The following is a 12,872-nucleotide window of genomic DNA, read 5'->3' on the forward strand; positions in this document are numbered from 1 at the left end:
GCGCACCCGTTCACGAACGGACAGACGGCCGCGATCCTCGCCCGGCCTCAAGCTTGGATGAACTTGCGCAGGACGGCAACTAGGACGAGAAGCCGCACCCGGCTGCGCAGGCCGCTCAGCGCCACATCAGCCAGGGCAGCACGATGAACAGCAATCCGGCGAAATAGATCAGCCCGAACAGCAGCCCAAAGCCCCAAAACTGTCCTTTGCCGATGTAGCCGCTGCCGAAATACATCGGCGCGGGTCCCGTCGCGTAAGGCGAGATGACGCCCATCAGGCCCAGCGAATACATGCAGAGCATCGCAAGGGTTGCGACCGGCATGTCGGGAATACCCGATCCCACCGCGAGCACGACCGGCAGCACGGCCGCCGCATGCGATGTGATGCTGGAGAAGAAGTAGTGGATCCAGAAGAACAGCGCGACCAGCAGCACCATCACGGTCGGCGGCGACAGCCCGACCAGCGGTTTTGCGTATTCGTTCGCTACCCATTTGATGAAGCCGATCTCGTTCAGGCCCGAGGCGAGCGTCAACAGCGAGGTGAAGTAGAAGAACACCTCCCAGGCGCTCTTCTCACTGACGATGTCGTGGAAGTCGATGACCCCGGTGACCAGCATCAGCGAGATCACGATGAACACGACCATCGTGGCGTTGATGAAGTTGGAGCCGAGAAACGGCACCCGGATGTCCGGCGTCGAGCCGGTGATCCACAGGAACATCGCGAGCAGGATCAGCGCGAACATGATCCACTCGTTGCGCGACATCGGCCCCATCGCGGCGAGCTCCTTGCTCGCCCATTCCGCGATCTCCGGGCTTCGTTTCACCTCGGGCCGGCATACGACGTAGCTGACGAGCGGAACCAGGATCATCAAGAGGATGCCGAGCGGAGCAAAACCGATGAACCACTGTGCCCAGCTCACGTCGATGCCGACCGTCTTCTTGGCGATCGCAAGTGCCGCGGCATTGGGCGCGAGCGCTGTGAAGAACAGCGAGCTCGTCACTGCGGTCGCGGCAAAGGCGGTCCACATCACATAGGTGCCGATCTTGCCGGCGGTCGGGCCGGGCTCGGAGCCGTAGATGCGGGGAATGTTGCTGATGATGGGATAGACGATGCCGCCGCTGCGCGCCGTGTTCGACGGCGTCGCGGGCGCGAGCAGGAAGTCGGACATCGCAACCGCGTAGCCGAGGCCGAGCGTATTTGTTCCGAGGCTGCGCACCAGCAGCAGCGCGATGCGCCGCCCGAGCTGGCTCTTGCGGTAGCCGATCGAGAACACGAAGGCGCCGACGATGAGCCACACGGTGCTTTCGGAAAAGCCTGCCAGCATCCAGCGCAGCGACTTGCCCGGATCGGATTCGATATAGCCGCCGACGGCGGCGACCGTCAGCCCGATCAGGCCGACCGCGCCGACCGGCATGGATTCGAGGATGAGCCCGGTGATGACGGCGGCGAAAATCGCAAAATAGTGCCATTGATTGGCGTTGAGGCCCGCAGGCACCGGCCACAGGTAGATCGCGAGCCAGACCACGAGCGGCGCGAACAACCTCCAACGAAACGTCATGGGCACTCCCCCTCAACATGCAGCGGTTCGTTGACCGACCGCTGTCGGCGCCGAGGGGAATACGACACAGTTTGGGTGCGACACAATGGCCCGGGATCGCGGCCCGCCGATTCCCTTGTGCGATGCAAAAAGGCCTATCGTCCCCTGAACTGCGGTTTGCGCCGGCCCAAAAATGCTTCCACGCCCTCCTTGTGGTCCTCGGTGAGGCTCGCCAGCGCGAACTGGTCGACGTCCATGTGGCTGGCGAGATCGTCGAGCGCGTGCGCGAGGCGGTTGACGGTGAGCTTTGTCATCGCCACCGACAGCGGTGGCTGGCGTGCCACCTTCCAGGCGAGGTCCATGGCAGCGTCAAAGGCCTTGCCGGGATCGACGACGTGCTCAACCAGCCCCCACTCATAGGCCTCATCCGCCGCGATGCGCATCATTGCTGCCGGCGAGCACCACGACGGAGGTTGCGACATCATCCTCGAAGCTGCGGGCGGCTGCGGTGAGCTGGCGCAACGCCTCCGGCGACAGCGCGTTAATGCCGTCGCCACGGTCGAACCGCACGACCGCGATCCGCCCGTCGGGCCCGAGGCCCCTCTCGATCTTGACATACGCAACCAAGGCAACCTCGCCGTTCTTGTTGTTCTTGCCGCTACAGGTGACCGCTGCGGCGATGATCGGGCTGGCCTCCTGGCACCGGAAAGCGGATCGTGGTGCCGAGCGTGATCCAGTTGGCGTTCTCGCCGGTGATGTTGCGGCCGTAGATCGCGTCGACGGAGAGGATTTCGTTCGGCCGGTAGCGCACACCGGTCTGGAATCGTGGCTGCACCACGCTTGGCGTATCCGACGCGCCGGCTTGTCCGAAGGCCTCGATCGTCCATTGCAGGGTGTCCGTGAACTTCCAGTCGAACCCGATGCCGTAAGTCAGATAGTGGCGGTCGACGGTCCGGTCCCACAGCCAGCCGCCGTTGAGGTTGATGCGCATCGTCTCGGAGAGACGATACGTCGCCGGAATGACGGCGAAGGCGGACAGGTTTTCCCCGCTCGCCGCGCCGAAGGAACCGCCGGCATAGGCCGAAAATCCCCACCGCCCGATGCCGGTCGGCACGAAGTTGGTCTTGGCCTTGGGGCTGAGCGTCGTGCTCCACTCGCCGTCGCTGCGCGCGCGATTGGTGTTGAGGCTCAGCTCGATCGGCGTGAACGGATTGACCACGCAGGACGGGTTGGCGACCGCCGAGAAATCGGTGTTGGTCGCCGCCGACGTCCAGCTTTCGACCTTGCACGAGCCGACCTCGGAAATGTCGGCTGCATCCACCGCATAGGCGCCATTCGCGGCGTACGCCTCCGGTGCGGCGAGCGCGGCAAATAGCGCGATTGCGACGGCAATTCCGGTTCGTTTTTCAGCCCATCCCATGGCGGGATGTTAGCAGAGTCTTCGCCTCGACAACGCCCGGATTCTGGGACTAGTGTTCGGCCATGAGTGAACATCATCACCACCACGATCACGATCATTCCGAGCTGTCGGAGACCGAGCTGCGCGTGCGCGCGCTCGAGACGATTTTGACTGAAAAAGGCTATGTCGAGCCGGCCGCGCTCGATGCCATCATCCAGGCCTATGAGACCAAGATCGGCCCCCATAACGGCGCGCGCGTCGTCGCCAAGGCCTGGGCCGATCCGGCGTTCAAAAAAGCGCTGCTGGAGGATGGCTCGAAGGCCATCGGCACGCTCGGTCATGTCAGCCGCGTCGGCGACCATCTCGTCGTGGTCGAGAACACGGCACAGCGGCACAACATGGTCGTGTGCACGCTTTGCTCCTGCTACCCTTGGGAGATGCTTGGGCTGCCGCCGGTCTGGTACAAGGCCTCGCCCTACCGCTCGCGCGCGGTGAAGGATCCGCGCGGCGTGCTAGCCGATTTCGACGTCACGCTGCCGAAGGACATGGAAATCCGCGTCTGGGATTCGACTGCCGAGACGCGCTTTCTGGTGCTGCCGATGCGGCCCGACGGCACGGAAGGCTGGAGCGAGGAGCAACTCGCCGAGCTCGTTACGCGTGATTCCATGATCGGTACCGGCTTTCCCAAGACGCCCGGAGCGCCCTCATGAACGGCGTGCACGACATGGGCGGTATGGACGGATTTGGCAAGGTCGAGGCTGAGCCGAACGAGCCGATGTTTCACGCCGATTGGGAATCGCGTGTCCTCGCGATGGTGCGTGCGATGGGCGCGGCCGGCGCCTTCAACATCGACACCTCTCGGTTCTATCGCGAGACGCTGCCGCCGCACGTGTATCTCTCGAGCTCCTACTACAAGAAGTGGTTCCTCGGTCTCGAGGAGATGCTGATCCAGAAGGGCTACCTCACCCGCGAGGAGGTCGCCGCCGGTCATGCTATGCAGCCCGCAAAGGCGCTCAAGCACGGCAAGTTCGGCCTCGCCAATGTCGAGCGCGTGATGGTGCGCGGCAAGTTCGCCCGCGCTGCCCCGGCGCCCGCCAAATTCAACATCGGCGATCGCGTGCGCGCGAAGAACATCCATCCGACCACGCACACACGCCTCCCGCGCTATGTCCGCGGTCATGTCGGTGTCGTCGAATTGAACCACGGCTGTCACGTGTTTCCGGATTCGGCGGCGATGGAGCTCGGCGAGAATCCGCAATGGCTCTACACGGTCGTGTTCGAGGGCCGCGATCTCTGGGGCGCGGATGGTGATCCGACATTGAAGGTCTCGATCGACGCGTTCGAGCCCTATCTGGACCCGGCGTGATGAGCAGCAATGCTGCTGCCGCCGCGACGGCGGCCATCCCGAGTATTCCGCGTGATGACGACGGTCCAGTCTTCCGCGCACCCTGGGAGGCCCATGCCTTTGCGATGGCGCTGACGCTGCACGAACGCGGCGTGTTTACCTGGCCGGAATGGGCCGCAGCGCTTGCCGACGAGATCAAGCGCGCGCAGGCCGCCGGCGACCCTGATACAGGCGAGACCTACTATCTGCACTGGCTCGCCACGCTGGAAGGCCTCGTCGCCAGCAAGGGCGTTGCATCGACGGAAACCCTGCATCGCTACCGCGACGCCTGGGACCACGCCGCCGACCGCACGCCGCACGGCAAGCCGATCGAACTGCGGCCGGAGGATTTCGATTAGGCTACCTTCGGAACGGGCACGCTTGTGCCCCATCCTCCGCTGTCATTCCCCGCGAAGGCGGGAAATCCAGTACGCCGCGGCTTCTCGGCTCAAGCACGGTCTCTGGGATACTGGATCGCCCGCCCCAGTGCGCAATTGCGCACAAGGCGGGCGATGACGACTGAGTGGTCGGCACTACTTCCCCGCCACATACTCCCGCCACCCCTTCGCTCGCAGCGAACAGGCCGGGCACTCGCCGCATCCAAACCCCCAGTCGTGCTGCGCGCCGCGTTCGCCGAGATAGCAGGTGTGCGACTGCTCGCGGATGAGGTCGACAAGCCCCGCTCCGCCAAGATCATGCGCAAGCTTCCAGGTCGCGGCCTTGTCGATCCACATCAACGGCGTATGCAGCTCGAATTTTCGCGCCATACCGAGCGACAGCGCGGCCTGCATGGCGCGGATGGTCTCGTCGCGGCAATCGGGATAGCCGGAATAATCGGTCTCGCACATGCCGCCGACGATGTGCGTGATGCCACGCCGGTAGGCCAGCGCTGCGGCGAAGGTCAGGAACACGAGGTTACGGCCGGGCACAAACGTGTTGGGCAGGCCGTCGGCGCCCATGGCGATCTCGACGTCGCGGGTCAGCGCGGTCTCGGAGACGTCAGCCAGCGTCGGGATCGACAGCGTGTGGCTCTCGCCGAGCCTCGTAGCCCAATTCGCATTCAGCGCCTTGATCCCCGCGAACAGCCGCTCGCGGCAGTCGAGCTCGATGGCGTGGCGCTGGCCGTAGTCGAAGCCGAGCGTTTCCACGCGCGCAAAGCGGCTCAACGCCCAGGCAAGGCAGGTGGTGGAATCCTGGCCGCCGGAAAACAGCACCAGGGCGGTTTGGGATGAAAGGGGGTTACTCATGGGCCGCGCTTTAGCACTGCCCGAAGGGGCCGCCAATCGGTGAAAATCGGTTGGTTCCGGCCCGGGACGCTGGGAACGGCACGCAGCTTGTTGCATAAGGTTTTCGAGCCAGGAGCCTGCCATGACCCCTTCCCGCGACATTTCCCGCCTGATCGAGATCATGGCAGCGCTGCGCACGCCCGTGACCGGCTGCCCCTGGGACCTCGAGCAGAATTTTGCGACGATCGCGCCCTACACCATCGAGGAGGCCTATGAGGTCGCCGATGCGATCACGCGCGGCGATTTCGACGACCTGCGCGAGGAGCTTGGCGACCTCCTGCTCCAGGTCGTCTATCACGCGCAGATGGCCGAGGAGCAAAACGCCTTCGCCTTCGGCGACGTGGTCGAGGCGATCACGCGGAAGATGATCCGCCGACATCCGCACGTGTTTGCCGACCGCGACGGCAACATCAAGCCCGCCGGCGTCAAGAGCGCGTGGGAGCGCATCAAGGCCGAGGAGAAGGCCGAGCGTGCCGCGCGGCGGCCGCCCGAAGAGGCTTCACACAAATCGCTGCTCGCGAGCGTGAAGGCCGGCCTGCCGGCGCTCACCCGCGCCGTGGAGTTGCAGCGCAAGGCCTCCACCGTCGGCTTCGACTGGAATGACCCGCGCGCGGTGCTGCAAAAGATCCGCGAAGAGGCCGACGAGATCGAAGCGGCGCTCGACCGCAACGACAGAAGCGAGATTGCTGAAGAGACCGGCGACCTGATGTTTGCGCTCGTCAACCTCGCTCGCCACGTCGATGCCGATCCGGAAACCTCGTTACGGGCCACCAATGCCAAATTCGAACGGCGCTTTGGCTATATCGAGCGCACACTCGCAGCGAAGGGACGTTCGCTGGAGGACGCAACGCTGGAAGAGATGGACGCGTTGTGGAACGAGGCAAAGATCGCTGCTGAGTAGAGCAAAGTGACGAGGGTGCGAAGTGGAAATCAGGCAGGACGATCCGAGGGCGCCACATGTCGCCGACTTGTTGGCACATCATCTGGAGGAGTTGCGCAGCGTCATGGGCGAGCACGCGCAAGCACTGGATGCGAGCGGTCTTTCGGCAGCCAGCGTGACGTTTTGGACTGCCTGGCAGGGCGATGTGCTGGCTGGATTTGGCGCTCTGAAGCAACTGGATGAGACGCACGGCGAAGTCAAGTCGATGCGTGCTGCGCCCACAGCGCGGCGGACCGGAGTGGGACGAACCCTTCTGCACCACATCATTGCTGAAGGCCGGAAACGCGGATATGTGCGTCTCAGCCTGGAGACCGGCACAGCACAATTGCACGCTCCGGCCATCTCACTCTACCGCAGTGTCGGCTTCGTATCCTGTGAGCCATTCGCTGACTATACGGGTAGCCCACACAACCAGTTCATGAGCCTCGACCTGTCCAATTGATCTTCTCGGTCCGTGGGTTGGTCGAACGTCCGCGTCAGCCTTGGTTCACGCCACCCGCGGAACGGCGTCGAACCGGTTCACCACGATATCGCGCTTGGTCTCGTCCACCCGCACCGTCATGTCGAAGCGGCCCTCGTGCAGCTCTTTCGCCAGCACCTCCGAATTGCGGTGCAGCCAGGAGATGCCGGCGCCGTCGGCGGCGTCGATCGAGAGATCGAGCGTGGTGCGCTTGGCGGCGAGGCGTTCCTCGATCGCGCTGAGCAGCGCGTCGATCCCCTCGCCCGACACCGCTGATACCAGCATCGCCGGATGATCGGGCGGCCGGCGCGCCGCGATGTTCCGCAATTCGTCGCGCTGCTCGGCGTCAAAACGATCGATCTTGTTCCAGACTTCGATGATGCGGCCGCTGTCATCAGGGTTGATGCCCAGCTGGCGCAGCACCGCATCGACGTCGCCCTGCTGCGCCTCGGCGTCCTCGTGCGCGATGTCGCGGACATGCAGGATGACGTCGGCCTCGAGCACCTCTTCCAGCGTGGCGCGGAAGGCGGCCACGAGCTGGGTCGGCAGGTTGGAGATGAAGCCGACCGTATCGGACAGCATGGCCTTGCCACCGTGCGGCAGGTTGAGCGCCCGCAAGGTCGGATCGAGCGTCGCGAACAGCATGTCGGCGGCCTGCACGTCCGCCCGCGTCAGGCGGTTGAACAGCGTCGACTTGCCGGCATTTGTGTAGCCGACCAGTGCGACGACCCGATACGGCACGCGCTGGCGGCCGGCGCGATGCAATCGGCGCGTGGCCTGCACCTTCCTGAGTTCGCCCTCGAGTTTTGTGATGCGCTCCTGGATCAGCCGCCGGTCGGCCTCGATCTGCGTCTCGCCGGGGCCGCCCATGAAGCCGAAACCGCCGCGCTGGCGTTCCAAATGGGTCCAGGACCGCACCAGGCGTGAGCGCTGGTAGTTGAGATGCGCGAGCTCGACCTGGAGCGCGCCTTCCTTGGTCTTGGCGCGACGGCCGAAGATTTCGAGGATCAGCCCGGTGCGATCGAGCACCTTGGCGTGCCACTCCTTCTCGAGATTGCGCTGCTGGATCGGCGACAACGCGCAATCCATCACGACGAGCTCGACGTCGAGGGTCTTGATGAGGGTGGCGATCTCTTCGACCTTGCCCTTGCCAAGATAGGTCGCGGGCCGGATCTGGCTGACCGGAGCGATCAGGCTCTCCGCGATCACGAGGTCAATGGCCAACGCAAGGCCCGCGGCCTCTTCCAGCCGCGCCTCGGCGTCGCGCACGACATGAGCTTCCGATTGCGCGTCGGCCCCGCCGGCGCGCATTCGCAAATAGGGGCCGATGACGATCACCCGCCCCGTCTCTCTTGCCCCTGCCGACCGCGGACGGTCGGCGCCCCCGTCAAAGTTCCGGGGTTCCAATCAGGTTACTCTCAAGCCGGCTGGTCCTCGCCGCCTTCGAATAGCTGGATCGGAGCGCCCGGCATGATGGTCGAGATCGCATGCTTGTAGACAAGCTGCGAGTGACCGTCGCGCCGAAGCAGCAAACAGAAATTGTCGAACCAGGTCACAATTCCCTGCAGCTTCACTCCGTTGACCAAAAAGATCGTCAGCGGCGTCTTGGTTTTGCGAACGTGATTTAGGAAGGTGTCTTGTAGGTTTTGTGCGCGGTCTGCCGCCATTGTTGTTATCTCGCTTTGAGTTTCTTTTTATTTGGACTCGTGTTTGGACCGGTTGTGCCCCTCTTGTGTGGGCCTTCCCGGCTGCCTTCCCTCATGAGATCCCCCTCCGGAGGGTCGGCTGCACGATTAGAGGACAGGAGGAGATATTAGGCAAGCCGCTTGAGGCGGCAGCCCTCCCCCAGATCCTCCGAAAAACTACGGAATTCGACGATTTTCCTCTGATATTGTGAATCTGTGGCCGCGATGCCGCGGCCTCAACCGACGCCCAGCGCCTTCAACTTCCGGTGCAGCGCGCTCCGCTCCATGCCGACGAACTCCGCAGTGCGCGAAATATTGCCTGAGAAGCGACTGATCTGGGCAATGAGGTAGTCACGCTCGAACACCTCACGCGCCTCCCGCAGCGGCAGGCCCATGATGTGCTCGCCATTGTTGCTGGTCGGCATCGCCGGCACCATCGAGCCGACGTCCTGCGGCAGCATGTCGGCGGTGATGATCACCTCGGGGCCGCCGGCCGCGAGAATCATGACTCTCTCAACGTTGTTGCGGAGCTGGCGTACGTTGCCCGGCCAGACATGCGATTGCAGCACCGCCATCGCGTCCTGGCCGATCTGGCGCTTGGGCAGGCCGCTGCCGGCTGAAATCTGCTCCATGAAATAGTCGATCAATTCCGGAATGTCCTCGCGACGCTCCGACAGGGCGGGCACGCGGATCGGCACCACCGACAGGCGATGGTAGAGGTCCTCGCGGAAATGACCGGCCGCGATCTCCTCTTCGAGATTGCGCGCGGTGGACGAGATGATGCGCACGTCGACCTGCACCTTGGCGGTGCCGCCGACGCGCTGGAACGACTGCTCGACCAGCACGCGCAAAATCTTGTTCTGGGTCTCGCGCGGCATGTCGGCGATTTCGTCGATGAACAGCGTGCCGCCATGGGCCTCTTCGAGCGCGCCCGGCTTGCGCGGCTGCTCGCCATTGGACTGCTCGACGCCGAACAGCTCGTGCTCCATGCGCTCCGGCGTGATCGCCGCGGCGTTGATCACCACGAACGGCCCGTCGGCGCGGCCCGATGCCGCATGCAGCGTGCGCGCGGTCAATTCCTTGCCGGCGCCCGCGGGCCCGACGATCAGGATGCGGCTGTTGGCCTTGGCGGCGCGCTCGATGGTCTGGCGGAGCTGGTTCATGCTGGGCGAGCGGCCCATCAGGCTGCTCGCGGTCGGCGCGAGTTGCTTCAATTCCTTCACCTCGCGCTTGAGGCGCGAGTTCTCCAGCGCCCGCGTCGCCACCAGGATCAGGCGGTCGGCCTTGAACGGCTTTTCGATGAAGTCATAGGCGCCGCGCTTGATCGCGGCGACCGCGGTCTCGATGTTGCCGTGGCCGGAGATCATGACGACCGGGAGGTCGGCATTATCCTTCTTCACCTGCTCCAGCAGTTGCAGGCCGTCGAGTTTCGATCCCTGCAGCCAGATGTCGAGGAACACCAGATGCGGCCGGCGGTTGGCGATCTCGGCGAGCGCCGAGTCGCTGTCGCGCGCGGTCCTGGTGACAAATCCCTCGTCTTCGAGAATGCCCGCAACGAGATCCCGAATATCGGCCTCATCATCGACAATCAGAATTTCACTTGCCATGGGTCGTGCCCGCCTTGTCAGTTGCCTGTTGAGGCTTCGATTTCTGTCGCATCATTAGTCTTTTCTGCCGGCTCCTTGGTTTCCGCAGCCGGCGGCTTTGTTTCCCGATCCTTGGTGTCGGAATTCTGGTCCTTGACCTCGATCTTCGACGCATGGCCGGAGATCGCGAACCGCATCCGCATCCAGGCGCCGCGCTGGCCTTCCCGGAAATCGGAGGCGTCCTTCAGTTCGATCCGCCCGCCATGGTCCTCGAGCACGCGGCCGACGATCGCAAGGCCGAGCCCGGTGCCCTTCGCGCGCGTCGTGACGTAGGGCTCGAGCAGACGCGAGCGCGCCGTCTTGGGCAGGCCGATACCGTTGTCGATGACGTCGATCAGGACGTCCTCGCCCTCGCGCGAGACCACGACGTCGATGCGGCCCTTGCCAAGCTCTTCCGGCGGAACTTGCTCGATCGCTTCGGTGGCGTTCTTGACGATGTTGGTGACGGCCTGGGAGATCAGCCGGCGGTCGAACTGCGCCCGCAGCGGGTCCTCCCTGAACTCGGTCTCGATATCGAGCTCGGGGTGCGCCACCTTCATGAGGAACACAGCCTGGCGTACGGTATCGGTGACGTCCTCACCCTCCATGACAGGTTTCGGCATCCGCGCGAAGCGTGCGAACTCGTCGACCATCCGTCTGATGTCGTCGACCTGGCGCACGATCGTGTCGGTGCACTGGTCGAAGATCGACTTGTCCTTCTCTTCGGTGATGGTCTTTCCGAATCTGCGGCGGATGCGCTCGGCCGAAAGCTGGATCGGCGTCAGCGGGTTCTTGATCTCGTGGGCGATGCGCCGTGCCACGTCGCCCCAGGCCGAGGTGCGCTGCGCCGAGACGAGCTGGGTGATGTCGTCGAGCGTGATGATGTAGCTGTCGCGCGGCTGGCTGGTCTTTTCCGCGCTGACGCGCACCGACAGATTGCGCTCCTCGCCGTCGCGCGTGATCGTGATCTCGCCCTGCACCAGGCGCTGGGTCCCTTCCCGCGCGGTCTTCATCATGTCGTCCAGCTCGGGCAGCACATCCGACAAGGGATGGCCGAGCGTCTCGGACTCCGCGTGCCCGATCAGCTTCTCGGCGGAGCGGTTGAGGATGCCGACGCTGCCGGAGGAATCGACGCCGATGATGCCGGCGGAGGCCGATGAGAGCACCGCCTCGATGAAGCGGCGGCGGCTGTCGATCAGCTCGCTCGCGTTGACGAGTTCGTCGCGCTGGCCACGCAGTTCCTGCGTCATCTTGTTGAAGGTCTCGCCGAGTTGCGCGAGGTCGCCTTCGGACTTGTGCACGGGCACCTGGACATGGAGGTCGCCGGTCGACACCGTATTGGCCGCGTTCATCAGCCGCCGGATCGGCGCCACCAGCCAGTTGGCGAAGTTCAGCCCGATCAGCACCGAGGCCATCAGGATCGTCAGCGCGATGACCGCAAACATCAGCGCGAAGGCGACCTGGATGCCGAGCCTGCGCGATTCAATCTGCGCGTATTCGGCGACGCTGAGCTCGGTCTGCTTGAGCTGAGACACCACGCGCGGATCCAGGAGACGCGCAACGTAGAGGAAGGTGTCGTTGAAGGCCCGCAGCCGGATCACGGCGGCGACGTAGTTGGCTTCTGGGAACACCGCAATCTGCGGCTCGCTCTCGGTGACGTTGCTCAGGAACTCCGGCGGCGGGGTCTGGAAGCTCTGCTGGATGCCGGTCTGCGCCGTCTCCAGGATGTTGCGGTCCTTGTCGATAATTAGCGCGCCCGGCAGGTTGCGGGACTGCGCGCTGCCGGTGAGCAATTCGCGGAAGCTGCTGCGGTCCTGATCGAACAGCGGCCTGGCGCGAGCGATGTCGTTGGCCATCCCGAGAATGTCGCCGCGGATCAGCTGTGCGTGTTCGTAGGTGTAGGCGCGCGCGATGATCAGGGAGTTCTCGATGACCTCCTTGGTCGGCCCCGAGAACAGCCGGTCGAGACCGCGCTCGATCGTGACATTGGCGACCACGGCCACCAGCACGGCCGGCAGCACCGCGATGATCGAGAACAGGCCGACGATTTGCACGTGCAGCCGTGCGGCCGCCCGGCCCCTCCGCCGGGCCTGGATCATCTGCCAGACCTCGCGGACGATGATTCCGACCAGCAGCAGGATGGTGCCGGCGTTGATCAGCAGGAACGAGGAGACCACCTCCCGGGTCGGCTCGATCCGGGTCAGGCCGGTCAGGACCACGAAGGTCAGGAAGGCCGACAGCAGCGCCAGGCCCACCGCAAACGGCGCCAGCCAACGGCGCAGCGACCCGCGCTGCGGCTCGTCGGCAGGGGACGTAGCGAAAGATGCGGCCGATGTCTCTGCGCTGGTCATTCCGGCAATGGGTGATGCTGAAAAACGAGGCCCGCCAGCCGGCGGGCAGTGATGCATTCATATCACATTGTTGCCGAATTGCGACAATTCCGCGGCGTCCTCCCCGCGGCGCGGGGGCGCATCCACAGCGAGCGGTTCCAGTTGACCCACGTCAACGCGTTCTTGGGCCCGGGGAATAGCTAGGGGGGACCATCCAAGCCCCATA

12 protein-coding genes and 1 pseudogene are annotated in these 12,872 nt (G+C 64.4%); 5 read left to right on the top strand and 8 right to left on the bottom strand.

Going from position 1 to position 12,872, the window contains the following annotated elements:
• Nucleotides 1-115: 115 nt before the first annotated feature.
• The 3 genes and pseudogenes from JQ632_RS02640 to JQ632_RS02650 form a co-directional block, all read right to left on the bottom strand.
• Nucleotides 116-1,558: a DASS family sodium-coupled anion symporter gene (locus JQ632_RS02640; protein ID WP_212400713.1), complete on the bottom strand. Its 1,443-nt coding sequence runs from the start codon at nucleotides 1,556-1,558 to the stop codon at nucleotides 116-118.
• Between the two features lie 134 nt (nucleotides 1,559-1,692).
• Nucleotides 1,693-2,164 (bottom strand): annotated as a pseudogene (locus tag JQ632_RS02645) (enoyl-CoA hydratase-related protein).
• Between the two features lie 31 nt (nucleotides 2,165-2,195).
• Nucleotides 2,196-2,957, bottom strand: a complete 762-nt coding sequence (locus tag JQ632_RS02650) for a hypothetical protein (protein WP_212400714.1) — start codon at nucleotides 2,955-2,957, stop codon at nucleotides 2,196-2,198.
• A gap of 62 nt (nucleotides 2,958-3,019) precedes the next feature.
• On the opposite strand from JQ632_RS02650, the gene nthA reads away from it, so the two are divergent.
• Genes nthA through JQ632_RS02665 form a run of 3 tightly spaced genes read left to right on the top strand, consistent with a single transcriptional unit; the run spans nucleotide 3,020 to nucleotide 4,679 of the window.
• Nucleotides 3,020-3,646 (top strand): nitrile hydratase subunit alpha, encoded by a 627-nt coding sequence (gene nthA, locus JQ632_RS02655; protein ID WP_212400715.1) that lies wholly within the window; start codon nucleotides 3,020-3,022, stop codon nucleotides 3,644-3,646.
• On the top strand, nucleotides 3,643-4,302 hold the full coding sequence (gene nthB / locus JQ632_RS02660) for a nitrile hydratase subunit beta (RefSeq protein ID WP_212400716.1): 660 nt from the start codon (nucleotides 3,643-3,645) through the stop codon (nucleotides 4,300-4,302). Before nthA ends, nthB begins: the two co-directional genes overlap by 4 nt.
• Complete coding sequence (locus tag JQ632_RS02665; protein WP_212400717.1) at nucleotides 4,302-4,679, top strand: nitrile hydratase accessory protein; 378 nt, start codon at nucleotides 4,302-4,304, stop codon at nucleotides 4,677-4,679. Before nthB ends, JQ632_RS02665 begins: the two co-directional genes overlap by 1 nt.
• A gap of 174 nt (nucleotides 4,680-4,853) precedes the next feature.
• Here JQ632_RS02665 and queC read toward each other — a convergent pair whose 3' ends face one another.
• Nucleotides 4,854-5,567, bottom strand: a complete 714-nt coding sequence (gene queC, locus JQ632_RS02670) for a 7-cyano-7-deazaguanine synthase QueC (protein WP_212400718.1) — start codon at nucleotides 5,565-5,567, stop codon at nucleotides 4,854-4,856.
• A gap of 121 nt (nucleotides 5,568-5,688) precedes the next feature.
• Between queC and mazG the strand changes: the two genes are divergently transcribed.
• Nucleotides 5,689-6,507 carry a nucleoside triphosphate pyrophosphohydrolase gene (gene mazG, locus JQ632_RS02675; RefSeq protein ID WP_212400719.1) on the top strand — a complete coding sequence of 273 codons (819 nt, stop codon included), beginning with the start codon at nucleotides 5,689-5,691 and terminating at the stop codon, nucleotides 6,505-6,507.
• A 22-nt stretch (nucleotides 6,508-6,529) separates the two neighbouring features.
• On the top strand, nucleotides 6,530-6,988 hold the full coding sequence (locus tag JQ632_RS02680; RefSeq protein WP_212400720.1) for a GNAT family N-acetyltransferase: 459 nt from the start codon (nucleotides 6,530-6,532) through the stop codon (nucleotides 6,986-6,988).
• A gap of 45 nt (nucleotides 6,989-7,033) precedes the next feature.
• Here the strand turns inward: JQ632_RS02680 and hflX are convergent, their stop codons facing one another.
• From hflX to JQ632_RS02700, 4 genes are all read right to left on the bottom strand, one after another.
• Nucleotides 7,034-8,413 (bottom strand): GTPase HflX, encoded by a 1,380-nt coding sequence (gene hflX / locus JQ632_RS02685; protein ID WP_212400721.1) that lies wholly within the window; start codon nucleotides 8,411-8,413, stop codon nucleotides 7,034-7,036.
• 11 nt (nucleotides 8,414-8,424) lie between these two features.
• On the bottom strand, nucleotides 8,425-8,673 hold the full coding sequence (gene hfq, locus JQ632_RS02690) for an RNA chaperone Hfq (RefSeq protein ID WP_007591126.1): 249 nt from the start codon (nucleotides 8,671-8,673) through the stop codon (nucleotides 8,425-8,427).
• A gap of 254 nt (nucleotides 8,674-8,927) precedes the next feature.
• Nucleotides 8,928-10,298 (bottom strand): sigma-54 dependent transcriptional regulator, encoded by a 1,371-nt coding sequence (locus JQ632_RS02695; RefSeq protein ID WP_212400722.1) that lies wholly within the window; start codon nucleotides 10,296-10,298, stop codon nucleotides 8,928-8,930.
• A 17-nt stretch (nucleotides 10,299-10,315) separates the two neighbouring features.
• Entirely contained in the window at nucleotides 10,316-12,667 is a 2,352-nt protein-coding gene (locus JQ632_RS02700; protein WP_212400723.1) for a PAS domain-containing sensor histidine kinase, read from the bottom strand.
• Nucleotides 12,668-12,872 lie beyond the last annotated feature (205 nt).

Origin of the sequence: Bradyrhizobium liaoningense, from assembly GCF_018130955.1 — a bacterium.
Classification (GTDB): domain Bacteria; phylum Pseudomonadota; class Alphaproteobacteria; order Rhizobiales; family Xanthobacteraceae; genus Bradyrhizobium; species Bradyrhizobium liaoningense_C.

Excerpts from the sequence above, each read along its gene's own strand:
- JQ632_RS02640 (WP_212400713.1), bottom strand. The coding sequence starts at position 1,558 with ATGACGTTTCGTTGGAGGTTGTTCGCGCCGCTCGTGGTCTGGCTCGCG.
- JQ632_RS02650 (WP_212400714.1), bottom strand. The coding sequence starts at position 2,957 with ATGGGATGGGCTGAAAAACGAACCGGAATTGCCGTCGCAATCGCGCTA.
- nthA (WP_212400715.1), top strand. The coding sequence starts at position 3,020 with ATGAGTGAACATCATCACCACCACGATCACGATCATTCCGAGCTGTCG.
- nthB (WP_212400716.1), top strand. The coding sequence starts at position 3,643 with ATGAACGGCGTGCACGACATGGGCGGTATGGACGGATTTGGCAAGGTC.
- JQ632_RS02665 (WP_212400717.1), top strand. The coding sequence starts at position 4,302 with ATGAGCAGCAATGCTGCTGCCGCCGCGACGGCGGCCATCCCGAGTATT.
- queC (WP_212400718.1), bottom strand. The coding sequence starts at position 5,567 with ATGAGTAACCCCCTTTCATCCCAAACCGCCCTGGTGCTGTTTTCCGGC.
- mazG (WP_212400719.1), top strand. The coding sequence starts at position 5,689 with ATGACCCCTTCCCGCGACATTTCCCGCCTGATCGAGATCATGGCAGCG.
- hfq (WP_007591126.1), bottom strand. The coding sequence starts at position 8,673 with ATGGCGGCAGACCGCGCACAAAACCTACAAGACACCTTCCTAAATCAC.
- JQ632_RS02695 (WP_212400722.1), bottom strand. The coding sequence starts at position 10,298 with ATGGCAAGTGAAATTCTGATTGTCGATGATGAGGCCGATATTCGGGAT.
- JQ632_RS02700 (WP_212400723.1), bottom strand. The coding sequence starts at position 12,667 with ATGACCAGCGCAGAGACATCGGCCGCATCTTTCGCTACGTCCCCTGCC.